Source organism: Sphingobium sp. AS12, from assembly GCF_019097845.1.
Lineage (GTDB): Bacteria > Pseudomonadota > Alphaproteobacteria > Sphingomonadales > Sphingomonadaceae > Sphingobium.
This window is the reverse complement of record NZ_JAHRGM010000024.1, coordinates 486163-509029: the sequence shown is the minus strand read 5'-3', so window position 1 is coordinate 509029 and position 22867 is coordinate 486163. Positions and strand designations below refer to the sequence as shown.

Here is a 22867-nt window from a genome sequence, read left to right as displayed (position 1 = left end):
GGCTGGAACCGATATGACGACCGCTATGCTGACCACCGCTCCGATCACGGCCCACTGGCGCGACTTCCTCGCGCTGACCAAGCCGCGCGTCATGACTTTGGTGGTGTTTACCGGCCTGTGCGGTCTGCTGGCGGCACCCGGCCATATCCATCCGGTGCTGGCCTTCACCGCCATCCTGTGTATTGCGCTGGGCGCAGGCGCAGCCGCTACGCTCAACCAATGGTATGAGGCGGATATCGACGCGAAGATGAAGCGCACCGCCAATCGCCCTCTGCCCGCCGGGCGCATGGACCGCACATCGGCGCTACATTTTGGCGTTGGCCTGTCCTTCTTCTCGGTCATATTGATGGGCATGGCGACCAACTGGCTGGCGGCGATCGTGCTTGCCGTGTCGATCCTCTTCTACGTGTTCGTATATACCATCTGGCTCAAGCCCCGCACGGCGCAGAATATCGTCATTGGCGGCGCGGCCGGTGCCTTTCCACCCGTGATCGGCTGGGCGGCAGTGACCGGGGATGTAACGGCCCTGCCGGTTGCGCTGTTCATGCTGATTTTCTTCTGGACGCCACCCCATTTCTGGGCGCTCGCCCTGTTCGTCAAAACCGATTATGCGGCGGCGGGCATACCGATGCTGCCGGTCGTCTCAGGTGAAGTCGCGACCCGTCGCCAGATCTGGTTCTACACCGCGATCATGGCGGTTGCGGCAATGGCCCCGGTGCTGCTGCGCCTCACTGGCCTGCTCTACGGCACCGTGGCGCTGCTGGGCACATTGCTGTTCGCCGTCTTTGCCTTCCAGGTCTATCGCCGTCGCGAAAGTGATCCCGCGCGGATGGGACCGGAACGGCGTCTGTTCAAATATTCGATCCTCTATCTTTTCCTCCTCTTTGGAGCAGTGGTCGTCGACCGCTGGCTACTCGCATGACCCCAGACGAAGAAAAGCTGATCCGCGCCCGGCAAAAGTCGCGCGCGCTGGTGACGGGCCTCATTCTGGCGGCGCTGGTGATCCTGTTCTACGCCATCACCCTGGCCAAGATCGGCGGGAGCAGCGCGATCTGATGGCGACGCTGCCGCCTTCCCCATTCGACCGCGACCGGCGCAATCGCCGGACGATGATCGCCATGGCGGGCGTCGGCCTGTCGATGCTGGCGCTCGGCTTTGCGTCGGTCCCGCTCTACCGCATCTTTTGCGAACAGACCGGCTTTGGCGGCACGACGATGCGCGCGGACGCCAATGTGCAGGTGCGCGAAGCGGCGGGCCACACCATGTCGATCCGCTTCGATTCCAATGTCCAGCCGGGGATGCCCTGGCAATTCTACCCCGAACATCGCACCGATACGGTGACCGTGGGCAGCAAGGACATGGCGATCTTCATCGCGAAGAATATGTCGGACAAGCCGGTCACCGGCACCGCCAGCTTCAACGTGACCCCGTCGCAGGCCGGGGCCTATTTCACCAAGATTCAATGTTTCTGCTTCACCCAGCAGACCTTGCAACCGGGGCAGGAGGTGCGGATGCCCGTCCTCTATTTCGTCGATCCCAAGATCCTCAATGACCCGGATAACAAGGATACGCAGCAAATTACCCTCAGCTATACCTTCTACCCTGTTGAGCAGGACAAGAAGCCAAGCTAAGGCACGAGTTAAGAACACGGACAAGCGAACAGGGAAGAGCAGTCATGGCAGGCGCCAAGAATCACGATTATCATATTCTCCCGCCCAGCATCTGGCCCTTGTTTGGCGCCATGTCGGCGCTGGTCATGGCCTTTGGCGGGATCATGTGGATGCACCCCGACGCGCTGCCCGCTGGCGGCGGCTGGGTGTTCCTGCTCGGCCTGGCCGGCGTATTGTTCACCTTCTACAGCTGGTGGGCCAATGTCGTGGCGGAAGCCCATGCGGGCGATCACACCCCCGTGGTCCAGCTGCACCTGCGCTACGGCATGATCCTGTTCATCGCATCGGAAGTGATGTTCTTCGTCGGCTGGTTCTGGGCCTTTTTCGACTTCTCGCTGTTCCCCAGCGCGCTGCCCCCGATCGACGGCCTGTTCCCGTCGAAGGGCGTGGAAGTCATGAACGCCTTTGAGCTGCCACTGCTCAACACGCTGATCCTGCTCTGCTCCGGCACCACCGTCACCTGGGCGCACCATGCGCTGATCCACGGTGACCGGGACGGCCTGATCAAGGGTCTGTGGTGCACCATCATCCTGGGCGCGATCTTCTCCTGCGTGCAGGCTTATGAATATGCCCATGCCCCGTTCGATTTCGGCGGCAACCCCTATAGCTCGGCCTTCTACATGGCGACCGGCTTCCACGGTTTCCACGTTCTGGTCGGCACGATCTTCCTGATCGTCAATCTGGTCCGCGCCTATAAGGGCCACTTCACCCCGCGCCAGCATTTCGGCTTTGAAGCCGCTGCCTGGTACTGGCATTTCGTCGACGTGGTGTGGCTGTTCCTCTTCGTCGCCATCTATGTCTGGGGTGGCTGGGGCGCGCCGATCCACGGCGGCTGATCACTCCGCGATCGCTGACAATATGAATAACGGCCGGGCTTGTCCCCGGCCGTTTTCTTTTGGGCCGCCGCCCGCTATGCCAGCCCGATGATAACGCCAGTCGAACCCGTCCGCCCCGCAGCGCCGCTTCTGCTCGATGCCGCGCGGGGTGCTTGCCCCAAATGCGGCGCGGCGACCATGTTCGACGGCCCGGTCCGATTCGCACCCAGTTGCCGTGCTTGCGGTCTTGACTATGTCCAGTTCAATGTCGGCGACGGTCCCGCCGCCTTCCTGACGCTGATTGTCGGCACGCTGATGGTCGTGCTGGCGCTGGCGCTGGAACTCAATCTCCACCCGCCGCTCTGGGTGCATATCCTGCTCTGGACCCCGCTCACCACCATCGCCGTGGTCGCCAGCCTGCGCGTCGCCAAGGGCGCGCTGCTGACACTGGAATATCGCAACCGCGCCCGCGAAGGCCGCATCGCCAGCAAAGGCCCCGACGCATGAGCAAGCTGCGCATCCCTATCATCCCGACCATCATCGTTATGGCCGCGGTGCTGGTCATGATCGGCCTTGGCATCTGGCAGTTCCAGCGCCGTGCAGAAAAGGCGCAGGCGCTGCAGCTGGCCGCCAGCAACCCGGCCCGTCCCCCGGTCGCCTTCCCGCAATTGTCGCCGGTGTCGCCCGAAATCCTCTTCCGCCCGTCCTCGGTCCAATGTCTGCGCGTTATCGGCTGGCAGGTCGAGGCAGGCCGCGCCGCCGATGGCTCGACCGGCTATCGCCACATCGCCCAATGCGCCACCGGAGCGGAGGGACCGGGCGCTCTGGTAGCCCTTGGCGTGACGGAACGCCCCGATGCCAAGGTCGCCTGGACCGGCGGGCAGGTGGCAGGCTGGATCAGCGAGGAACCCGACCACCGCGCGCTGCTGACCCGCATCGGCGGCAAGGCCATGCCGCTCCGCCCCATGCTGATCGCGCGCACGGCACCTGCGGGCCTCAAACCCTCGGCCCCGCCCAGCGCCGCCGACGTCCCCAACAACCATCTGGCCTATGCGGTGCAGTGGTTCTTCTTCGCCGCCGTCGCGTCTATCATCTATATTCTCGCCCTGCGCCGCCGCAACGCGCCCAAATCGCCCTAAAAGCTTGCCGATAGGCGCGCGCATCGCTACCGCGCTTCCCCATCATGCAATATGTCAGCACCAGGGGTAGCGCACCGGCGCTCGGTTTTGAGGATGTCACGCTGGCGGGCCTTGCGTCCGATGGCGGGCTATATGTGCCGGAAAGCTGGCCGTCCTTCTCTCCCGACGACATTCGCGCCCTGTCGGGTCTCTCCTATGTCGAAACCGCCGTCCGGGTCATGGCGCCGTTCGTTGCCGGATCGCTCGATGAGGCGGAACTGCGCGAATTATGCCAGGCCGCCTATGGTCGGTTCAGCCATCAGGCGGTTGTGCCGCTGGTTCAGCTCGACCATCGCAACTGGCTGCTCGAACTCTTCCATGGCCCAACGCTGGCCTTCAAGGACGTCGCGCTTCAATTGCTCGGCCAATTGTTCGAGCGTTTCCTGTCGCGGCGCGACGATCATCTGACCATCGTAGGCGCGACGTCGGGCGACACCGGTTCTGCCGCGATCGACGCGGTGGCGGGGCGTGAGAAGATCGACATCTTCATGCTCCATCCCGAAGGCCGCGTGTCCGACGTGCAGCGGCGGCAGATGACCACCGTGCGCGCGCCCAACGTCCATAATATCGCGATCGAGGGTAGCTTCGACGACGCGCAGGCGATGGTGAAGCGGATGTTCAACGACGCCGATTTCAAGCGTCGCTTTAACCTGTCTGCCGTGAACAGCATCAACTGGGCGCGGCTGATGGCGCAGGTCGTCTATTATTTCTACGCCGCCGTGCGCCTGGGCGCGCCCGAACGCCCGGTCGCCTTCTCGGTCCCGACCGGCAATTTCGGCGATGTGTTCGCCGGCTATGTCGCTGCGAAAATGGGCCTGCCGGTCGCGAAACTGATCGTCGCCACCAACGTCAACGATATCCTCCATCGCGCGCTGTCGCAGGGCGACTATAGCCAGGGCCAGGTCGTGGCGACCGCGACCCCCAGCATGGACATTCAGGTCAGCTCCAATTTTGAGCGGCTGCTGTTCGACGCGGGCGGGCGCGACGGGCTGGCGCTGGCCGCGCAGATGGGCGGCTTTGAAGCGACCCGCGCGATGCGCCTGACCAATGCGCAGCAGGAGGGTGCGGCAGCGTTGTTCACGTCCGCCCGGATCGACGCCGACGGTATGACCATGGCGATGCGCTGGGCCTATGACGCGGCGGGGCAGATTATCGACCCGCACAGCGCCATCGGTCTGGCCGCGGCGCAGGCGACCGATCTCGATCCGTCGATCCCCGTCGTCACGCTCGCGACCGCCCACGCCGCCAAGTTCCGCGACGCGGTCGAGCGCGCCACCGGTACTCGCCCGCCGCTCCCCGCCCGCGTCGGCGACCTGTTCGCGCGGGAGGAACATTATGTGAAGCTGCCCGGCACGTTCGAGGCGGTGACCGCCTATGTCGCCGAACGCGCGACCCCGCGCGCCTAGATATTGTCCGTTCGCCCTGAGCCTGTCGAAGGGCTCGGCCGAACGTAGTGAGGCCTTCGCTGTCGCTCAGGCGGGGGCCTCGACTTCGCTCAGCCCGAACGGAGAGTTGCTATGATCCTTCAAACCCTCATCGGCGAACCATGGGCCGACTATGGCCTGATCGATTCGGGCCATGGCCGCAAGCTGGAGCGCTATGGCCGCTTCCGCTTCATCCGCCCCGAACCGCAGGCGATGTGGGCACCCGCGACCGAAAACTGGAAGGCGGACGGCGAATTCGTGCCCGGCTCGGACGAGGAGGGCGGGGGCCGCTGGTTCTACGAAAAGCCGGTGCCTGCCGAGGGCTGGCCGCTGAAGTGGAAGGAAGTGACCTTCCAGTCGAACTGCACCCCCTTCCGCCATCTGGGCTTCTTCCCGGACATGGCCCCGGTGTGGGACTGGATGCGGGACCGCACCGCCGACAAGCCCGACGCCGAAGTCATGAACCTGTTTGGCTATACCGGCGTCGGCACGCTCGCCATGTCGGCCAGCGGCGCGCGCATGGTCCATGTAGACGCCTCGAAAAAGTCAGTCGCGCAGGCCCGCGCCAATGCCGATCTGTCAGGCATGGCGGATCGCCCCGTGCGCTGGATCGTCGAGGACGCCGCCAAATTCGTCGCGCGCGAAGTCCGGCGCAACCGCCGCTATGATGGCATATTGCTCGACCCGCCCAAATATGGCCGCGGCCCCGACGGCGAAGTCTGGCGGCTGGAGGAAGATCTCCCCGCGCTCATCGCCAATTGTCGCCAGCTGCTCGACGCCGACAGCCGCTTCCTGTTCCTGACCGTCTATGCCGTCCGCATGTCGGCGCTGGCGATCGGTGAATTGCTGCGACAGGCCTTTGCCGACCTGCCCGGCGAGGTGGAAGTGGGCGAACTGGCCGTGCGCGAAGAAGCGCGCGGGCTGCTGCTCCCCACCGCCATCTGGGCACGCTGGAAGCGGTAAGCCTACTTCCCGACCTTGATCTCAAACAGCTTCGGCCAATATTTGCCGGTGATGAAAACCCGGTCCTTCGCCGCGTCATAGGCAATGCCGTTCGCCACCGCCTCACTGTCGCGCACGCCCGCTACCTTCACCAGCGGCGCGACATCGATCCAGTCGATCACCGCACCGGTCGCGGGATCGATCCGCGCAATCTTGGTTTCATACCAGATATTCGCCCAAATCTCGCCGCGCACATATTCCAGCTCATTGAGCCGCTCGACCGCGCGCCCGTTCCACGTCACGGTGATGCGGCGCTGCTCGGCCAGGCTTTTGGGATCAAGGAAGCGCAATTGCGCGCTGCCGTCGCTCTGGATGATATGCCGCCCGTCCTGCGTCAGCCCCCAGCCTTCGCCCGTATAGCGAAAATCCCCGACCGGCGCGAAATCGGCCAGTTTCCAGACGAAACCCTGACCATGGCGCCAGGTCAGGCTGATCAGCCGGTCGCCCCAATTGACGATACCCTCGCCAAAATAGCGCGGCTCCAGCACACGCCGCCGGATCACCTTGCCATCCTTCAGCCGCACCTTGCGAATATCAGACCGCCCCTCCAGCCCGGTGCTTTCATAGAGCGCGCCGTCATGAAAAAAGAGCCCCTCGGTAAAGGCGGCGGGGTCATGCGGGTAGGTTTTAACCAGCGTCCAAGGCGTGTCGGCGAGGGCCGGGGTGGCGAAGAGGGCAAGGAGCAGCACCACTGCCCTCCGTTCGTTTCGAGCGAAGTCGAGAAACCATAGCGCGACGTTTCTCGACTTCGCTCGAAACGAACGGATGAGGGGAGATAGCCCGCTCATTCCGCCGCGGCCTGATCCGCAACCGCCGTCGCCAGCCAGTCGGGCAGGGTAACGGGATCGAGCGTTTCCACCCGCCGCAACTCGATCGACAATCCCATGTCCGGCAAAGCCGCCCGCTGCCTTTTCTCGTCGGCTTGGCGGAGCGGCACCGCGACGAGCCGCCGGTTCACCTTGGCGCGATAATGCATCCGCGCGGTATTTTCCTGCCCGACATAGCAGCCCTTGTCATAATCGACCCCGTTCAGCTCCCCGGCATTGGTTTCCAGCCACAGCGTCTGGTCCTGCCCCAGCTCAGCCGCGCCCTCGAACACGCCTTGGCTTAGCCGGTGCGCGCGAAACGCCGCCGCTGCGTCGCCATCCCCCGGCGCATCAATCCAGCGATGTCCCAGCGCAGGCAATCGCGGATCGCGCGGCCTGTCCGCTGCCTCCAGCGCCCAATGCACCGCCAGCGACTCATCGCGAGCAATCACGACCTTCCGCCGCAACCGATAGAGCGTCAGCCGCTTTGCCAGCGCATCCGCCTGCGCCGCCTCACAGTCGATCAGCACGTCATCGCCATCGGCCCACAACATCACGTCGAACAGCGCCTTGCCCTGCGCCGTCAGCAGCGCGGTCCAGCGCGGCGCGCCTGGCACCAGCGTCAAAACGTCGCGCGTCAGCAAGCCTTGCAGGAAGGGGCGCGCCTCCTCCCCTGAAATTCTCAGGATCGCGCGGTCGGTGAGGGTGGTGTCGGTCATCGGCTTTAGGTAGGACAGATGCACCCAATTACCAACCCGTTCGGGCTGAGCGAAGTCGAAGCCCTTGCCTGAACATCGTGAAGGCCTCACTGCGTTCGGCATGGCCCTTCGACTTCGCTCAGGGCGAACGGTTTTTCACGGAGCGCACCATGTCCGAAACTTTCGACCTGATCCTGAAGAACGGCACCATCCACACGCCGGGCGGCGCGGAGCGGGCCGATGTCGGCGTGCGCGGCGGCAGGATCGTCGCGATCGGCATGGGCCTTGGCGACGCGGGCGAGTTGATCGACTGCACCGGCCTTGATGTCCTGCCCGGCTGCATCGACAGTCAGGTTCATTTCCGCGAGCCGGGGCTGGAGCATAAGGAAGATCTCGAATCGGGCAGCCGCGCCGCGGTGCTGGGCGGCATCACTGCCGTGTTTGAAATGCCCAACACCAATCCCAACACCGACACGGCCGAGCGGGTGCATGACAAGCTGAAGCGCGCCCACCACCGCATGTGGTGCGACCATGCCTTCTATGTCGGCGCGACGGCGGACAATGCCGAACATCTGCGCGATCTGGAACGCATCCCCGGCACCGCAGGGGTCAAGATTTTCATGGGAGCCTCCACCGGCAGCCTGCTGGTCGATGATGACAATGCGCTGGCCCGCGTGCTGGCCAGCGGCACCCGCCGCGTCGCCATCCATGCCGAGGATGAGACGCGGATGAACGCTCGTAAGGGCCATGCGCTGGCGGGCGACCCGTCCTCGCACCCGGTCTGGCGCGACGATGAGAGCGCGATGATCGCGACCAAGCGCATCATCGGGCTGGCCCGCGCCGCGCGCCGTCGCATCCACATATTGCACATCACCACGCCCGCCGAACTCGCCTATATCGGCCAGAACAAGGATATCGCGACCTGCGAGGTGACGCCTCAGCATCTGACGCTTGCCGGGGAGGAGGCCTATCCGCGCCTTGGCACTTACGCCCAGATGAACCCGCCGATCCGCAGCGGCGCGCACCGCGACGGGCTGTGGCACTGGCTCAACCAGGGCGTGCCTGATGTCCTGGGCAGCGATCACGCCCCCCACACGATCGAGGAAAAGGCCAAACCCTATCCCACCAGTCCCAGCGGGATGCCCGGCGTCCAGACGCTCGTGCCGTTGCTGCTCAATCATGTGGCGGAGGGGCGGCTGACGCTGCGCCGCTTCATCGAACTGACATCCTCCGGCCCGCAACGTGTGTTCGGGCTGGTCGGCAAGGGCCGGATCGCGCTTGGCTATGACGCCGACTTCACCGTGGTGGACCTGAAAAAGCGCTGGACCGTGGGCAGCGACTGGCTTGCCTCCCGCTGCAACTGGTCCCCGTTCGAGGGGATGGAGCTGACCGGCAAGGCGATCGGCACCATCATCCGCGGCCATCGCGTGATGTGGGAAGATGCGCTGGCCAACGAAGCTGTGGGCGAAGCGGTGCGCTTCGAGGCGACCGAGTTTTCCTGACACCCACCTCCGTTCGTTTCGAGCGTGTCGAGAAACGCGAACACTGCGCCAACGTTTCTCGACTTCGCTCGAAACGAACGGGGATAAATTAAACCGTCGCCGCCCGGTTCCGCCGGGCCATGCGCACGCCGTCGGTCGCAAACAGGATCAGCGCGATCCAGATTAGGCCAAAGCTCAGCATCTGGCCCTGGCTCAATGTCTCGCCGAACAGCACGACGCCGCAGAAAAATTGCAGCATCGGGGCCAGATATTGCAAGATTCCCAGTGTCGCCATGGGCAGCCGTTGCGCCGCCATGGCGAACAGCACCAGCGGCACCGTCGTCAATGCGCCGGAAATCACCAGCAGCGCGGTCGTCCCGGCATCCTGTCCGAAACTCACCCCGCCATGGCCCGCTTCCCAGATCAGGTAAGCAATGGCTGGCAGCGTCAGCAGCAGCGTTTCGACGCCAAGGCCCGTCATCGGCGCGACTGGCGTGATTTTGCGCAACAGGCCATAGAAAGCAAAGCTGATCGCCAGTGTCAGGCTGATCCACAACGTCGTCAGCGCCGCCGCCGCCAGGATCGCAACACCCACTGCCGCCACGCCGATCGCCAGCATTTGCGACCGCCGCAGTTTCTCCTTCAACACCAGCACGCCCAGCGCGACATTGACCAGCGGGTTGAGGAAATAGCCCAGGCTCGTTGCGACGACATGCCCGTCATTGACCGCCCAGACATAGGTCAGCCAGTTGATCGCGATCATCAGCGCCGAAGCGGCCAGCGGCACGATCAGCCGCCGTTCGCGCAATGCCGATATGAGCGGGGCCAGCCCCCGCCGCGCCACCAGCAGTATGAGGATCAGCAGCAGCGACCACAGCACCCGCTGGGTGACGATCTCGATCGGATCGACATGATGGACCAGCCGAAAGAAGATTGGCAGCAGCCCCCAGGCGGTATAGGCGACGATCGCAGCGATCAGGCCATTGCGCGTATAATTATGCGTCGGGTTCAGAAAATCCCCCCGCCCAGGAACAGCCGCAAAGCGCCAAAGGCCGCGACGATCAGGCAGAAATTGCGCCCGCCATTGCGCGAAGAGATCATGCCGATCACCGCGCCGAACAGCGCCATGGGCACCAGCAGCCAGTTCAGTGCGCCCAGCAACGGAATGAAGGCTGGGATCATCAGGACCAGGGTGACAAGGCCGATAAAGCCGGATAATATATTTAGCATCCAGCTTTAATGGCCGTTCCGCCGGGTGGCCACAAGGCAAACAGGCAGGCCAGTAAGCAGAAACTGGCCCGATGATGCGGAATTTTCCCGCGATTCACCAAAACTCCTAACGAAAAATTAACCCGCACTCTTCATGCATTGTTTACGAAGGAGTGCAGCATGGCGTTTTTCAGGTCCGTTTCCATCATCACGCTGACGCTGGCGCTCGCCGCCTGTGGCAAGGGGAACAAGGATGCCAGCCTCGCCGCGCTCGATGCGCAACTCACCAACAATGCGGTAGATCCGGCGCCGAAAGGCGCGCTGGCCGACCCGATCATCGTCGATCCCCAGCTGGTCGGCCAGTCCAACCGCAACGCCGTGCGCCCAGCCGATCGCCCCGCCAATGGTGCGGTGCCGTTGCTTGGTGGCGACGCGGGTAAGGCGCAGGCCGCCGCGCTGCAACAGGCAGGCGGCAAGCTGCTCACCGCGCCCGCACCCAGCGCGGGCGAGGCCATGGCATCGACCGTCACCCTGGGCGCAGTTGCCCGCGAACAGGCGTCGCGCAACGGCGGCAACGCCAATTGCAGCAAGCAGCTCGCTTACGGCATGGAATGGGCGCAGCGCCTGCCCGATCCCTTCACCCTCTATCCCGGTGCGCAGCTGACCGAAGCGGCGGGCGCGGAACGCAATGGATGCACCCTGCGCGCCGCCAGTTTCGTGACACCCGCGCCGCGGCAGGGTGTGATGGACTATTATTACACCCTCGCCCGCCGCGCCGGTTATGACGGCGAACATAAGATATTGGGCGGCGATCATGTGCTGGGCGGCACGCGCAAGGCCGATGGCAGCGCCTATTTCATCCTCTTCACCGACGCAGCCGGCGGCAAGACCAGCGTCGACATCATCGCCGACAACGGCAAATAAGCCCCAAATCCTCCCTGCGCCGCAGGCGTGGGGAAGGGGACCGCGCCCGCAGGGCGTGCTGGAGGGGCAATGGCGCGCAGATGCGACCTTTCCCCTTTGACGCAATCGCTGTAGGGGCAGCGGCATGACCAATATTTTCCTTGTTATGGGCGGTGGCGCGGTGGGCGCTGCGCTGCGCTACCAGCTGGGCCGTTTCCTGGGCGCGATGACGCCGGGCGCGACCTGGCCGTGGGGCACGTTCGCGGCCAATCTGATCGGCGGTTTCGCCATGGGCCTGCTGGCTGGCTGGCTGGCGCGCGGCAGCCTGACTTCGGGCGAACCGATGCGGCTGCTGCTGGGTGTCGGCGTGCTGGGCGGCTTCACCACCTTCTCCGCCTTCAGCCTGGAAACATTGCTGATGATCGAGCGCGGTCAGTTCATTGTCGCGCTCGCTTATGCGCTGGCGTCGGTGATCGGCGCCGTCGTGGCGCTGGCGCTGGGCCTGTCGCTGATGCGGAGTGTCGTGGCATGAAGGGTCGTCCTCCCGGCAAGAGCGACGCCCCGCGCGGTCGCAAACCCGCTGCGCCCGGCAAAGCCGCCGCTGGCAAAGCAGCGCCCGGCAAAGCCTTCGGCAAGCCCGCTGCCGGTAAACTAGCCCCCGGCAAACCGTCCGGCGCGCCCGGCCGCGCCCGTGGCGGCGCAAAGGCCGCGACCGCGCGCAAGGGGGAGGGCGGCAAGCCCGCCTTCAAGCCGCCCTTCAAGTCCGGCCCGAAAAAGCCCGCCGCCAAGCTCGCAGTCGCCAAGGCCGCACCCGTGGTGCAGGCCGCCGCGCCCAAGCCATCGGCAGCCAAGGGCGTCTCGCTCGACGTGCGCCAATATCGGGTCCAGCCCGACGATGACGGCATCCGCCTCGACCGCTGGTTCCAGCGGCATCTGCCCGATGTCGGCTTCAACATCGTGTCGCGCTGGTCGCGGACCGGCCAGTTGCGCATCGACGGCGCACGCGCCGCGCCGGGCGATCGCATCGCCGAGGGGCAGATGATCCGCGTCCCCCCCGCCGAAGCCAAGGCCGCGCCCTCCGAACGCCCCGCCAAGCGCGCGATGGTCATCGACCTGACCCCGGACGAGATCGCCTATGTGCAGGAGATGGTGATCCACCGCGACGCGCAGGCGATCGTCATCAACAAGCCGCCCGGCCTTGCCACGCAGGGCGGGACCAAGACGGACGAGCATGTCGACAAATTGCTCGATGGCCTCATCTTCAACGCCGAATCGCGGCCCAAGCTGGTTCACCGGCTGGACAAGGATACGTCGGGCGCGCTGCTGCTGGCCCGCTCCAGCCGCGCCGCCGCCCATTTTGCCAAGGCTTTCTCCAGCCGCACCGCGCGCAAAGTCTATTGGGCGCTGGTCATCGGCGTGCCTGCCATCGCAGACGGCATGATCGAACTGCCGCTGGCCAAGCAACCCGGCACCGGCGGCGAAAAAATGCATGTCGATGAAGCCGAAGGCTTGCCCGCGCGCACCCGCTATCGCGTCATCGAACGGGCGGGCAACCGCGCCGCCTGGGTCGAGCTGCAACCCTATACCGGCCGCACCCACCAGCTGCGCGTCCATCTCGCCGCGATCGGCCACCCGATCGTCGGCGACGGCAAATATGGCGGCAAGGACAGTTTCCTGACCGGCACGATCAGCCGCAAGATGCACCTCCACGCCCGCCGCATCCGGGTCGATCACCCCGATGGTGGCCGGGTGGACGTGATGGCGGATCTGCCCGCCCATTTCGCCTCCAGCCTCGCCGATCTCGGCTTTGACCTGAGCCTCGGCGACATGCCGCTGGACGATGAGATCGACCGCAGCCCCACGCGCGAGGATGAAAAAAAGTTCGCGCGCCAGCACGCCAAGCAGGTGCGCAAGGACCGCAAGGGCGAGCGGCGCTCACGCGGCGGGGGCGAATAGGGACAGCGTCGATGCCCAACCCCCTGGTCGTGTTCGATTGCGACGGCACGCTGGTCGATAGCCAGCATAATATCTGCGCCGCCATGGCCCGCGCGTTCGAGGACGCGAAGCTTGCCGCGCCGGATCGCCTCGCCATCCTCTCGGTTGTCGGCCTCTCGCTGCCTCACGCCATGGCCCGGCTGCTGCCCGATGCGGAGGCGGATTTCCATGATCATCTCTCGGAGCGCTATAAGCTTGCGTTTCAGGCGATGCGGCGCGAAAATGCCGTGTCCGAACCGCTCTATCCCGGAATTGCCGATCTGGTGCATGATCTGGATCGGGCGGGCTGGCTGCTGGGCGTCGCCACCGGCAAGTCGGATCGCGGCCTGGCGCTGTGCCTTACCCATCATGGCCTGATCGACCGCTTCGTCACGCTCCAGACCGCCGATCGCCACCCGTCCAAGCCGCACCCCTCCATGCTGCTGACCGCGATGGCCGAAGCCGGGGCCGCGCCCGACACTACCGTCATGATCGGCGACACCAGCTTCGACATCGACATGGGCATGGCCGCAGGCGTCCGCAGCATCGGTGTCGCCTGGGGCTATCATGCGCCGGACGAGCTGATCGCGGCGGGCGCGCAAGCCGTGGCCATGGACAGCGCGCAATTGCGCGGCCATATCGGCGCGCCATGACCGACTTTCCGCCTCCACCCCCCGTTGATCCCGAAAAGATCGCCCGCCAGCGCCATTTCGCCATCGGCCTGTTCCGCCTGTCGGGTGCGTTCATCGTCATGTTCGGCTTCCTCGCCATCATGCAGCGCTTCACCTGGGTGCAGGGGGACAAGGCCAAGGCGTTCGGCGCGATCATGGTCGTCGTCGGCCTGTTCCAGTTCATGATCGTGCCCCGCCTGATGCTGGCCCTGTTCAAGCGCACCAAGCCATGAAGCGCTTTTACAAGGACGTCGCCGTCGTTCCCGCTGACGAGGGCTTTGCCATCCAGCTCGACACCCGCCCGGTTCGCACCCCCGCCCGCGCGCTGCTGGCGCTGCCCACGCCCGCACTGGCCGACGCGGTGGCTGCCGAATGGCGCGCGCAGGGGGAGAGCGTCGATCCCGCCACCATGCCGCTCACCGGCCTTGCCAATGCCGCGATCGACCATATCGTCCCCAACCATGCCAGCTTTGCCGCCGGCATCGCCCGCTATGGCGAGAGCGACTTGCTTTGCTACCGCGCCGAAGCGCCGCAAACTCTGGTGGAGCGGCAGGCGGCAGCATGGGATCCGCTGCTCGACTGGGCGCGGGCGCGCTATGACATCGCCTTCGTCGTGACCCAGGGCATCTGGCCGGTCGACCAGCCTGCACAGACGCTCACCCGGCTCGGCGCGGCGGTCGCGGCCTTCGATCCCTTCCTGCTCGCTGGCCTCTCCACGCTGGTGAACCTCAGCGGATCGCTGATCTGCGGCCTCGCCATTGTCGATGGCGGCCATGATCTGGGCGCCATCTGGCAGGCCGCAGAAATCGACGAGGCGTGGCAGATCGAACAATGGGGCGAGGATGCGCAGGCCGCCGCCCGCAACGCCCGGCGCGCCGCCGATTTTGCCATAGCTGGAGCGTTTTGCGCGATGAGCCGCCCCTGACCATCTGGGAACCGGCCTGCGCCTTCGTTCATTGTCTTTGGGAACTGCTGACCGCAACGACCAAGGAGACCCTGACATTGGCCAAGACCGCCCTGATCGCTTTGATGAGCCTGTCCGCACCGCTGGCACTTGCCACCCCCGCGCTGGCGCAGGACACCCCCGCAGCCCAGGCCGCTCCCGCCGCCGCGCAGATGACCCCGGCGCAGATCGCTGCCTTCAACAGCGCAGTGACCCAGTTTACCGCCGGACAAGCCGCCCAGCAGGCCGGCGACAATGCCGGGGCCGTCGCCAAATATGACGCCGCGCTCCCCGCCATCCGCACCGCGGTAGAGGTGGACCCGTCGAAGATCGACAATGTCAATTTCCTCGCTAACGCGCTCTATGCCGATGCCGCTGCCTATGGCGCGCTGGGCCAGATGGACAAGGTGATCGCACTGTACGGCGAATCGGTGCCGCACTGGCGCAAGGTGGTGGAAGCCAAGCCCACTGATGCCGCCAGCCGCAACATATTGGCGGGCATCCTGATCCAGATGGGCAACCAGAAACTCGCCGCGCAGGATAAGGTCGGCTCCGCCCCGCTCTATACCGAAGCGCTGGGTCTGGCCCGCAAGTCGGCATCCGAAAATGCGGCGGACAAGGTGACGAAGAACATCCTCCTCTCCGCCCTTATTGGCGCAAGCCAGACCAGCACCGATACGGCGCTCCAGGCCGAAGCAGTGGCTCTGAGCAAGACGATGCTGGCCGACGGCTCGGTCGACGCGACCAACAAGCCTGCGGCTGAAGCGCTGACTGGTGCTAAGGCGGGGTAATATGTTTGTCGGGAGCGGGTGGCGCATCGCCCCTGTCTCCCGTCATGCCAGCGAAAGCTGGCATCCCGCTTTTCTTCGCAATCCTGCGCCGGAAGAAAAGAGATCCCAGCTTTCGCTGGGATGACGCTGGAAAAGCTAACTCGCAACCCCGATCTTGTCCGCATAGAGCAACCGCCCGCTGCCCAGCAGCCCCAGCAATTGCGGCAGCATGTGCGGCGCGACCGCGAAGCAGCCTTCGCTGCGCCCGCATTTGCCCCAGGTGGCGATATGGTCCTCGCCCACATAGTCCGCGCCATGGACAACGATGGCGCGCGGTTCGGCATTGTTGTTCTGCGGGTCCAGCCCAATGAGCCGCATCGCCCGGCCATGCTGGCCGATATATTGCTCGCCGGTCTTGAACGCGCCCGAACTGCTGGCCAGCGAATTGGGTTCGTTGGAAAAACTGTGGAGCCAGCCGCTATGCGCCGGGTCCGACCCCCGGCCATGGGCGACCAGATAGCTGCTGCTCTGCCCCCCGATCAGATCGACGATGTGGAAGCGCAAATCCTTGGACGGCGCATTGAAATCGGCGATCGCCACCCGGTCGCGCAGGGTGAAGGCGTCGCCATGCCGGTCAAGCGCGGCCTTGGCGCGTTCCAGCAGCGACGCATAGGGCTTGGCCGCCACCGGCTGCACAACCGGCGTCGCTGGCACAGGCGCGGAGGCAGGCAAAGGCGATGCCACCACTGGCACGGCCGCCCGGCCGATGCTGTCGGATAGAAACGAAAAGGCGAGTCCGCTTGCAGCGAACTTCGTGAAATTGCGGCGATCCATGAAGCCAATATAGCAAAGTCGCAGCCCCGCTCCAAGAGCGGGGCGATGCGCCTTATGGGGCGGAACCGCTCGCTTCGTCCACGGGCTGGCTCTCTTCGCCTTCCTGGGGCAGGCGTGCGGTCATGCCGGTGGCGTCGGCATCATCCTGAATTTGCTGCTGTTCCGACACGGACGGAGGCGGCGCGGCCGGAGTCGCGACGGCATTGTTGGACGGCGGCGGCAGCACCGCGTCCGGCTCCTCGATGATGACATTTTCGACCGGCGGCTCGACCAGATTATTGGTCGCGGTCGGCTCTTCTTCCTTCTTGCCGCAGGCGGACAGGGCAAGGGCACCGGCAAGGGCGAACAGGGCAATTTTGCGCATGGGTGGTCAGTCCTTCGATGCGATCGTGGGGGAGGGGAGGGCGGTGGGATCGGCCCGGCGGCTCGACGCCTCGATCTTGTCGGCCAGCAACTTGTCCCAGCCATAGGGGTCGGCGCGGAAACTCATCGTTCCGTTGCTGCTGGCAAAGGCGGTCCAGTAGAGCAGATAGACCGCCACTTCCTGCGGCAGGGACACGCGCTGGGTCTTGCCCGCGTCGATCAGCGTCTGGATCTGCCCGTTCAGTTCCGGGTCGCTCGCCACCATCAGCTCGGCCAGCGACACCGGCTTTTCCAGCCGGATACAGCCATGGCTGGCCAGCCGGTCATAGCTCGCAAATTTGCCGCGCGACGGGGTGTCGTGCAGATAGACGGCGAACGGATTGGCGAAGTCGAACTTCAACCGCCCCAGCGCGCTGTTCGGGCCGGCGGGCTGGACGATCCGTTCGCCGCCTTCGGGCGTCTTGATGATCTTGTAGCCCTGCCTTGCCAGCGCCGCGCGACCCTTCGGGAACAGCTCCCGATTGGCGATCGACATCGGCACGTTCCATGGCGGATTGACCACGATCGAATGGATGTTCGACGTCAGCATCGGCGTCGCATTTTGCGGGCTGCCGGTAACCGCGCGCATCGACGTGACCGGCTGGTCGCCCTGGAACACGGTCAGCACGGCGGCGGCGATGTTCACCTGCACCCGGTTGACCGGCAGGCGGCGCGGCATCCAGCGCCACCGCTCCATATTGGCCATGATCGCGGCGATCCGGTCATCCACGCTGACATTGAGCGCCGCCAGCGTTCGTGCATCGAGCAGACCCGTGGGATTAAGCCCATAGCGCCGCTGCGCCCGTTGCAGCACGTCGGTCAGATTTTCGGTCGGCGTGACGCTCTTGTCCTCCAGCGCGATGCGCGCGCGCACCACCATCGGCGCGGATGTCGCGGTCAGCACTGGCCAGCCGCCTTTGTCGCGGATCGCCTCATAGGTGGCCAGCCCCTTGCGCAGCCCGTCATAGCCCGCATAGGGCGGCGTCAGCGCGTTTGCCCATTGCGCCAGCCGATCCTCGGCCACCGCCTTGGCCAGCCCTGGGCGCGGATCGAACCGTTCGGGGCGCAACGCCCATATCTCCAGGAAATCGGCGGTATCGACCCGCCCGGTGGACAGCGCCTTGGCCCGGTCCAGCACCGCATTGACCAGCGCTTCGCCGGTCAGGCTGGCGGTCGCCTTGCTGCGCGCCATCAGCCCCTGTTCCGCGCCACCACGCAGCCAGCCATTCGCCCACGCCTCCTGCGCCGCCGAAAGCGGCGGGATGGGCGCTGGCAATGGTGCGGGCGGCACCGGTTGCACCATGGCCGGGGGCAGCGTCGGCGCGGTGGCCGGGGGTTGCGTTACCGGCGTCTGGGCGTAAGCGGGCAGGGTGCTGGCATTAAGGACACTGGCGCTCAGCAGGGCCAGCATCGAAAAACGGATCATGTCGGGACGGTTCATGCTGGACCAGATAGCGCAAAGCGGCCACCGTTCAAATCACGATAGCGGAAAAGATCATGCTGCACGTCGTTCACCATCCTGCCTATGTCTCTCCCGCAACACCCGGCAGCCGCTTTCGTTTCGACAAATATGGTCTGGTGATGGAGGCGCTGCGCGAAATAGCGCCGCCCATGACGCTCCACACCCCCGATCCGATGCCGCGCGCCTGGATAGAGGCGGTGCATGATCCCGACTATGTGGAGGAGGTGCTGACCCTTACCGTCCCGCCGCCCAAGGAACGGCGCATCGGCTTTCCGGTGACGGAGCGGGTGATGCGTCGCTCCCTGCTGTCGCCCGGCGGCACATGGGCGGCGGCGCAGCTGGCGCGCATCCATGGCTTTGCCGCCAATGCCGCAGGCGGCAGCCACCATGCGCTGGCCGATAGCGGGGCGGGCTATTGCGTGTTCAACGACCTGGCCATCGCCGCCAACCGGCTGATCGCGGAGGGGGAGGCGGACCGTATCCTGATCCTCGACCTCGACGTGCATCAGGGCGATGGCACGGCGTCGCTGCTGGCGGGCCGGTCGGACATCTTCACCTTGTCGATCCACGCGGAAAAAAATTTCCCGGTGCGAAAAGCGCGATCGACCCTCGACATCGGCCTGCCCGACGGGGTGGAGGACGCCGCCTATCTCGCCATCCTCTACGACACGCTGCCGCCCGTGCTGGACGATTTTGCGCCCGACCTCATCCTTTATCAGGCCGGGGTCGATCCCCATGGCGACGACCGGTTGGGGCGGCTGGCCCTGACCGACGCGGGCCTCGATGCGCGCGACCGCTATGTCATGCGCCAGGCGAGGGTGCGGGCCATCCCCGTCGCCAGCACGATGGGCGGCGGCTATGGCGAGGACCGCATGGCCGTCGCCCACCGCCACGCCGCCTGCATGATCCGCATGGCGCAGGAAGCGGCGGCTTAATGCACCGTCCCGACCGCGGGTTTCGCCCCGTCCATCAGCTTGGCCGCGATCAGCCCTGCCACCGCCAGCGCGACGAAATCGCTGAACCCCAGATAGAGAATATAGCCCCAGGGCGCATGGTTGAACACGGATTGCCCGACATGCATCCACAATACCCCCGCCAGCGCGAAGATCAGGCTGACCCGCGCCCGCTCTGCAAATCCGGTGGTGACGAACCGCAGCGCCAGCGCGATCAGCACGCCCACCACCAGCGCCAGGATCAGCCCGCCGATCAGGCTGGCGCTGTCCATCACCGGAAAGCCGCTGCTATTGTAGAAAATCTGCGCGACCGGACCCTTGCCATATAGGATGGTGCCTTCGGCCGTCGCCGGATCGGGGATGGTATAGACGCCGGTGCCGGTCGTGTTGAGCGCCTGCGCCAGCGCCGCCTGCAAATTGGCGCTCGCCTGCCCCTCGGCGCGGCTCATCGCCAGCGCGCTCAGCGGCGTGCCCCAGAAGATGAAGCCTGTGATAAACATCGCAAAGCCGCCCAGCAGGCCGCCGATTACCGTCCGTATCATCATGCTCTCCACTCCCTGTCCCGCCCATGAGGCTAGGCCAGAACGCAGCGGGCGCAATATCTATCCGATGATAATCAGTCCGCGGGGCGCGATGCCTTCTCGGCAATGCCCGACACGCCCTCGCGCCGCTCCAGCTCGTCGCAAACATCGTCGATCGAAATGTCGAGGTCGGCGAGCAGCAGCAGCAGGTGGAACAGCAGGTCCGCGCTTTCGCCAACCACGCCCGCCCGGTCGTCCGCCATCGCGGCGATCACCGTCTCGACGGCTTCCTCGCCCACTTTCTGCGCAATCTTAGCCCGTCCCCGCGCCGTCAGCTTGGCGACATAGGAGGTGGACGGATCAGTCGAGCGCCGCTGGCGGATCGTCTGTTCCAGATGGTGCAGGGTTTCGCGCATGTCCGTCCTCACGCCTCGGCCAGATTGGTGCCACGCACCGGCACGCCCGCCGCCGCCAGCGCGCGATGCGCCTCAGCGATCGTATGCTGCCCGAAATGGAAGATCGACGCCGCCAGCACCGCGCTGGCATGGCCGATCGTCACGCCCTCGACCAGATGGTCCAGCGTCCCCACGCCGCCGCTGGCGATGACCGGGATCGATACCGCGTCCGCAATCGCCCGCGTCAGCGCCAGATCATAGCCCGCCTTGGTTCCGTCGCCATCCATCGACGTCACCAGCAATTCGCCCGCGCCCAGTTCCGCCAGCCGCAGCGCATGGTCCAGCGCGTCGATCCCGGTGGGTTTGCGCCCGCCATGGGTGAAGATTTCCCAACGCCCCTCGCCGACCCGCCGCGCATCAACGGAACCCACGATGCACTGGCTGCCAAAGCGATCAGCAATATCGGCGACTAGTTCGGGCCGCGCCACCGCCGCGCTGTTCACCGCCACCTTGTCCGCGCCTGCCAGCAGCAGCGCGCGCGCATCCTCCGGCGTCCGCACCCCGCCACCCACCGTCACCGGCATGAAGCAGACCTCGGCCGTACGCCGCACCACGTCCAGGATCGTGCCGCGCGCCTCATGCGTCGCGGTAATGTCCAGAAAACACAGCTCGTCCGCGCCCGCCGCATCATACAGCTTAGCCTGCTCGACCGGATCGCCCGCATCGCGCAGATCGACGAAATTCACGCCCTTGACCACGCGCCCATTGGCCACGTCCAGACAGGGAATGACGCGGGTACGGACGGTCATGGCGTCACGCCGCCGCCTGCGCCACGGCCAGCGCGACTTTCAGGTCCAGCCGCCCGTCATAGAGCGCCCGCCCGGTAATCACGCCCTCAATCCCATCGTCGGCGTGCAGGCTCAGCACGCGAATGTCGGCAATCCCCGCCACGCCGCCGCTGGCGATCACCGGAATGTCGGTCGCCCGCGCCAGATCGACCGTCGCCTCGACATTGCAACCTTTCAGCATCCCGTCGCGGCCCACATCGGTGAAGAGCAGGCTGGCGACGCCCGCATCCTCGAACCGCCGCGCCAGGTCGATCACCGGCATGTCGGATTTCTCCGCCCAGCCGTCGGTCGCGACAAAGCCGTCGCGCGCATCGACCGCCACGACGATCCCGCCGGGAAAATCGCGCGCCGCCAGCTTGACGAAGGCCGGGTCTTTCAGCGCCGCCGTGCCGATGACGATGCGCGATACGCCCAGGTCGAACCAGCGTTCCACCGACTCCCGGTTGCGGATGCCGCCGCCCAGCTGGACATGGCCCGGAAAGGTCTCGACAATCCGCTCGACCGCCGCGGCATTGACCGCATGGCCGGCAAAACTGCCGTCCAGATCGACGACATGCAGATGCTGCGCGCCCGCCTGCGCGAACAAGGCCGCCTGCGCCGCCGGATCGTCGCCATAGACGGTCGCGCGGTCCATATCCCCCTCGGCCAGGCGCACGACCTGCCCGTTTTTCAGATCGATGGCGGGAAAGACGATGAGGCTCAAGGGCGCCACTCCAGAAAGCGCGACAGGAAGGAAAGGCCATAGCTCTGGCTCTTTTCCGGGTGAAACTGGCAACCGATGATCGTGTCGCGCGCCACCGCCGCGACCAGCGGGCCGCCATGGTCGGTCACGGCCGCGACATGCGCCGGATCGGTCGCCTCGAAATGATAGCTGTGCAGGAAATAGGCCTCGCCCGGCTCCAGCAGAGGCGGCGCGCCATTCAGCACGACATCGTTCCACCCCATATGCGGCACCTTGATGCTGGCGTCGCCCGGCTGCATCAACCGCACCGTGCCGGGAACCCAGCCCAGCCCCTCATGCCGCCCGAATTCCTCGCCAGCCTCGGCCAGCAACTGCATCCCCACGCATACGCCGAGAAACGGCACGCCGCGCCTATGGACGGCCTCGCCCATCGCCTCGACCATGCCGGGGATTGCGACCAGCGCATCGCGGCACGCCCGGAACGCGCCTACGCCCGGCAACACGATCCGGTCGGCCCGTGCCACCACATCGGCGTCAGCGGTGATGACGACATCGTCCGCCCCCGCCTTGCGCAGGGCATTATAGACCGAATGCAGATTCCCCGCGCCATAGTCGATCAGCGCGATCGGCGAATTCACAACATCCCCTTGGTCGACGGGATCGCGTCGGCCTTGCGCGGGTCGATCTCCACCGCCTGCCGCAACGCGCGGGCCAGCCCCTTGAACGCGCTTTCGACGATATGGTGATTATTGCTGCCATAGAGAAATTCGATGTGCAGCGTGATGCCGGCGGCCTGCGCGAAGCTGTGGAAGAAATGCTCCACCATCTCCGCGTCCCATTCGCCGATCTTCTCGACCGTGAAGGGCAATTTGCACACCAGCCAGGGCCGCCCGGAAATGTCGAGCGCCACCCGCGTCAGCGTCTCGTCCATCGGCGAATAGACCGATCCGTAGCGCGAAATGCCCCGCTTGTCGCCCAGCGCCTTGGCCACTGCCTCGCCGATGGCGATTGCGGTATCCTCGGTCGTGTGATGCTGGTCGATATGCAGGTCGCCCACGGTCTTGACTGTCATGTCGATCAGCGAGTGCCGCGACAATTGCTCGATCATATGGTCGAGGAAGCCGATGCCCGTCGACACCGTATAAAGACCCGTGCCGTCAAGGTTGACGGTTACGTCGATCTGGGTTTCCGCCGTGTTGCGGTGAATCTCGGCCGTGCGCATGGTG

General features: G+C 65.5%; 30 protein-coding genes. 17 read left to right on the top strand and 13 right to left on the bottom strand.

From position 1 onward, the window contains the following. Positions 1-13 precede the first annotated feature (13 nt). The 8 genes from KRZ98_RS11600 (at position 14) to KRZ98_RS11565 (ending at position 6050) form a co-directional block, all read left to right on the top strand. Positions 14-922: a heme o synthase gene (locus tag KRZ98_RS11600; RefSeq protein WP_254798245.1), complete on the top strand. Its 909-nt coding sequence runs from the start codon at positions 14-16 to the stop codon at positions 920-922. Next, on the top strand, positions 919-1056 hold the full coding sequence (locus tag KRZ98_RS11595) for a hypothetical protein (RefSeq protein WP_182913925.1): 138 nt from the start codon (positions 919-921) through the stop codon (positions 1054-1056). The genes KRZ98_RS11600 and KRZ98_RS11595 overlap by 4 nt, the downstream gene beginning before the upstream one ends. Continuing rightward, on the top strand, positions 1056-1631 hold the full coding sequence (locus tag KRZ98_RS11590) for a cytochrome c oxidase assembly protein (protein WP_217673652.1): 576 nt from the start codon (positions 1056-1058) through the stop codon (positions 1629-1631). Before KRZ98_RS11595 ends, KRZ98_RS11590 begins: the two co-directional genes overlap by 1 nt. 44 nt (positions 1632-1675) lie before the next feature. Then, positions 1676-2506 (top strand): cytochrome c oxidase subunit 3, encoded by an 831-nt coding sequence (locus KRZ98_RS11585; protein WP_119746104.1) that lies wholly within the window; start codon positions 1676-1678, stop codon positions 2504-2506. Between the two features lie 87 nt (positions 2507-2593). After that, positions 2594-2992 carry a DUF983 domain-containing protein gene (locus KRZ98_RS11580; protein ID WP_217673713.1) on the top strand — a complete coding sequence of 133 codons (399 nt, stop codon included), beginning with the start codon at positions 2594-2596 and terminating at the stop codon, positions 2990-2992. Next, a complete protein-coding gene (locus KRZ98_RS11575; protein WP_217673651.1) occupies positions 2989-3624 on the top strand; it encodes an SURF1 family protein in 636 nt (211 codons plus the stop codon). The genes KRZ98_RS11580 and KRZ98_RS11575 overlap by 4 nt, the downstream gene beginning before the upstream one ends. A 44-nt stretch (positions 3625-3668) precedes the next feature. Further along, positions 3669-5069 carry a threonine synthase gene (gene thrC / locus KRZ98_RS11570; protein ID WP_217673650.1) on the top strand — a complete coding sequence of 467 codons (1401 nt, stop codon included), beginning with the start codon at positions 3669-3671 and terminating at the stop codon, positions 5067-5069. Between the two features lie 111 nt (positions 5070-5180). Then, entirely contained in the window at positions 5181-6050 is an 870-nt protein-coding gene (locus KRZ98_RS11565) for a class I SAM-dependent methyltransferase (protein WP_217673649.1), read from the top strand. A gap of 2 nt (positions 6051-6052) precedes the next feature. Here the strand turns inward: KRZ98_RS11565 and KRZ98_RS11560 are convergent, their stop codons facing one another. Further along, positions 6053-6778, bottom strand: coding sequence for a glutaminyl-peptide cyclotransferase (locus KRZ98_RS11560; protein WP_368389808.1), 726 nt, complete (start codon positions 6776-6778; stop codon positions 6053-6055). A 95-nt stretch (positions 6779-6873) separates the two neighbouring features. After that, complete coding sequence (locus KRZ98_RS11555) at positions 6874-7614, bottom strand: folate-binding protein YgfZ (protein ID WP_217673647.1); 741 nt, start codon at positions 7612-7614, stop codon at positions 6874-6876. Between the two features lie 149 nt (positions 7615-7763). Between KRZ98_RS11555 and KRZ98_RS11550 the strand changes: the two genes are divergently transcribed. Beyond that, on the top strand, positions 7764-9095 hold the full coding sequence (locus tag KRZ98_RS11550) for a dihydroorotase (protein WP_217673646.1): 1332 nt from the start codon (positions 7764-7766) through the stop codon (positions 9093-9095). 88 nt (positions 9096-9183) lie between these two features. Here the strand turns inward: KRZ98_RS11550 and rarD are convergent, their stop codons facing one another. Together rarD and KRZ98_RS11540 are read right to left on the bottom strand one after the other, a co-directional pair. Further along, entirely contained in the window at positions 9184-10050 is an 867-nt protein-coding gene (rarD, locus tag KRZ98_RS11545; RefSeq protein WP_368389811.1) for an EamA family transporter RarD, read from the bottom strand. Between the two features lie 32 nt (positions 10051-10082). Continuing rightward, positions 10083-10304 (bottom strand): hypothetical protein, encoded by a 222-nt coding sequence (locus KRZ98_RS11540; RefSeq protein ID WP_119746088.1) that lies wholly within the window; start codon positions 10302-10304, stop codon positions 10083-10085. 159 nt (positions 10305-10463) lie between these two features. On the opposite strand from KRZ98_RS11540, the gene KRZ98_RS11535 reads away from it, so the two are divergent. The 7 genes from KRZ98_RS11535 to KRZ98_RS11505 all read left to right on the top strand — a co-directional run bounded on the left by KRZ98_RS11535 (position 10464) and on the right by KRZ98_RS11505 (position 15565). Further along, on the top strand, positions 10464-11207 hold the full coding sequence (locus KRZ98_RS11535) for a hypothetical protein (protein ID WP_217673645.1): 744 nt from the start codon (positions 10464-10466) through the stop codon (positions 11205-11207). 124 nt (positions 11208-11331) lie between these two features. Continuing rightward, the gene (crcB, locus tag KRZ98_RS11530) at positions 11332-11718 is read left to right on the top strand and encodes a fluoride efflux transporter CrcB (protein WP_217673644.1); all 387 of its coding nucleotides are present in this window, start codon (positions 11332-11334) and stop codon (positions 11716-11718) included. Next, positions 11715-13142 carry an RluA family pseudouridine synthase gene (locus KRZ98_RS11525; RefSeq protein WP_217673643.1) on the top strand — a complete coding sequence of 476 codons (1428 nt, stop codon included), beginning with the start codon at positions 11715-11717 and terminating at the stop codon, positions 13140-13142. Before crcB ends, KRZ98_RS11525 begins: the two co-directional genes overlap by 4 nt. 11 nt (positions 13143-13153) lie before the next feature. Further along, positions 13154-13813 (top strand): HAD-IA family hydrolase, encoded by a 660-nt coding sequence (locus KRZ98_RS11520; protein ID WP_217673642.1) that lies wholly within the window; start codon positions 13154-13156, stop codon positions 13811-13813. Then, positions 13810-14064, top strand: coding sequence for a hypothetical protein (locus KRZ98_RS11515; protein ID WP_217673641.1), 255 nt, complete (start codon positions 13810-13812; stop codon positions 14062-14064). The genes KRZ98_RS11520 and KRZ98_RS11515 overlap by 4 nt, the downstream gene beginning before the upstream one ends. Beyond that, positions 14061-14756, top strand: coding sequence for an ATP12 family chaperone protein (locus KRZ98_RS11510; protein ID WP_217673640.1), 696 nt, complete (start codon positions 14061-14063; stop codon positions 14754-14756). Before KRZ98_RS11515 ends, KRZ98_RS11510 begins: the two co-directional genes overlap by 4 nt. A gap of 104 nt (positions 14757-14860) precedes the next feature. After that, a complete protein-coding gene (locus KRZ98_RS11505) occupies positions 14861-15565 on the top strand; it encodes a hypothetical protein (RefSeq protein WP_217673711.1) in 705 nt (234 codons plus the stop codon). A gap of 135 nt (positions 15566-15700) precedes the next feature. Here the strand turns inward: KRZ98_RS11505 and KRZ98_RS11500 are convergent, their stop codons facing one another. From KRZ98_RS11500 to KRZ98_RS11490, 3 genes are read right to left on the bottom strand one after another with little or no spacing between them, the layout of a single operon-like run. After that, positions 15701-16378: a murein L,D-transpeptidase catalytic domain family protein gene (locus tag KRZ98_RS11500; RefSeq protein ID WP_217673639.1), complete on the bottom strand. Its 678-nt coding sequence runs from the start codon at positions 16376-16378 to the stop codon at positions 15701-15703. A gap of 52 nt (positions 16379-16430) precedes the next feature. After that, a complete protein-coding gene (locus tag KRZ98_RS11495) occupies positions 16431-16742 on the bottom strand; it encodes a hypothetical protein (RefSeq protein ID WP_217673638.1) in 312 nt (103 codons plus the stop codon). Between the two features lie 6 nt (positions 16743-16748). After that, positions 16749-18221 carry a L,D-transpeptidase family protein gene (locus KRZ98_RS11490; protein ID WP_254798244.1) on the bottom strand — a complete coding sequence of 491 codons (1473 nt, stop codon included), beginning with the start codon at positions 18219-18221 and terminating at the stop codon, positions 16749-16751. A 56-nt stretch (positions 18222-18277) separates the two neighbouring features. Between KRZ98_RS11490 and KRZ98_RS11485 the strand changes: the two genes are divergently transcribed. Beyond that, positions 18278-19177 carry a histone deacetylase gene (locus tag KRZ98_RS11485; protein ID WP_217673637.1) on the top strand — a complete coding sequence of 300 codons (900 nt, stop codon included), beginning with the start codon at positions 18278-18280 and terminating at the stop codon, positions 19175-19177. Here KRZ98_RS11485 and KRZ98_RS11480 read toward each other — a convergent pair. The 6 genes from KRZ98_RS11480 to hisB all read right to left on the bottom strand — a co-directional run bounded on the left by KRZ98_RS11480 (position 19174) and on the right by hisB (position 22863). Further along, entirely contained in the window at positions 19174-19740 is a 567-nt protein-coding gene (locus tag KRZ98_RS11480) for a hypothetical protein (RefSeq protein ID WP_217673636.1), read from the bottom strand. The genes KRZ98_RS11485 and KRZ98_RS11480 overlap by 4 nt on opposite strands. Before the next feature lie 71 nt (positions 19741-19811). After that, positions 19812-20132: a phosphoribosyl-ATP diphosphatase gene (locus tag KRZ98_RS11475; protein ID WP_217673635.1), complete on the bottom strand. Its 321-nt coding sequence runs from the start codon at positions 20130-20132 to the stop codon at positions 19812-19814. A gap of 8 nt (positions 20133-20140) precedes the next feature. Continuing rightward, entirely contained in the window at positions 20141-20920 is a 780-nt protein-coding gene (hisF, locus tag KRZ98_RS11470; protein WP_217673634.1) for an imidazole glycerol phosphate synthase subunit HisF, read from the bottom strand. 4 nt (positions 20921-20924) lie between these two features. After that, entirely contained in the window at positions 20925-21662 is a 738-nt protein-coding gene (gene hisA, locus KRZ98_RS11465) for a 1-(5-phosphoribosyl)-5-[(5-phosphoribosylamino)methylideneamino]imidazole-4-carboxamide isomerase (RefSeq protein WP_217673633.1), read from the bottom strand. After that, a complete protein-coding gene (gene hisH, locus KRZ98_RS11460; protein WP_217673632.1) occupies positions 21659-22279 on the bottom strand; it encodes an imidazole glycerol phosphate synthase subunit HisH in 621 nt (206 codons plus the stop codon). Before hisH ends, hisA begins: the two co-directional genes overlap by 4 nt. Further along, a complete protein-coding gene (gene hisB, locus KRZ98_RS11455) occupies positions 22276-22863 on the bottom strand; it encodes an imidazoleglycerol-phosphate dehydratase HisB (RefSeq protein ID WP_217673709.1) in 588 nt (195 codons plus the stop codon). The genes hisH and hisB overlap by 4 nt, the downstream gene beginning before the upstream one ends. Positions 22864-22867 lie beyond the last annotated feature (4 nt).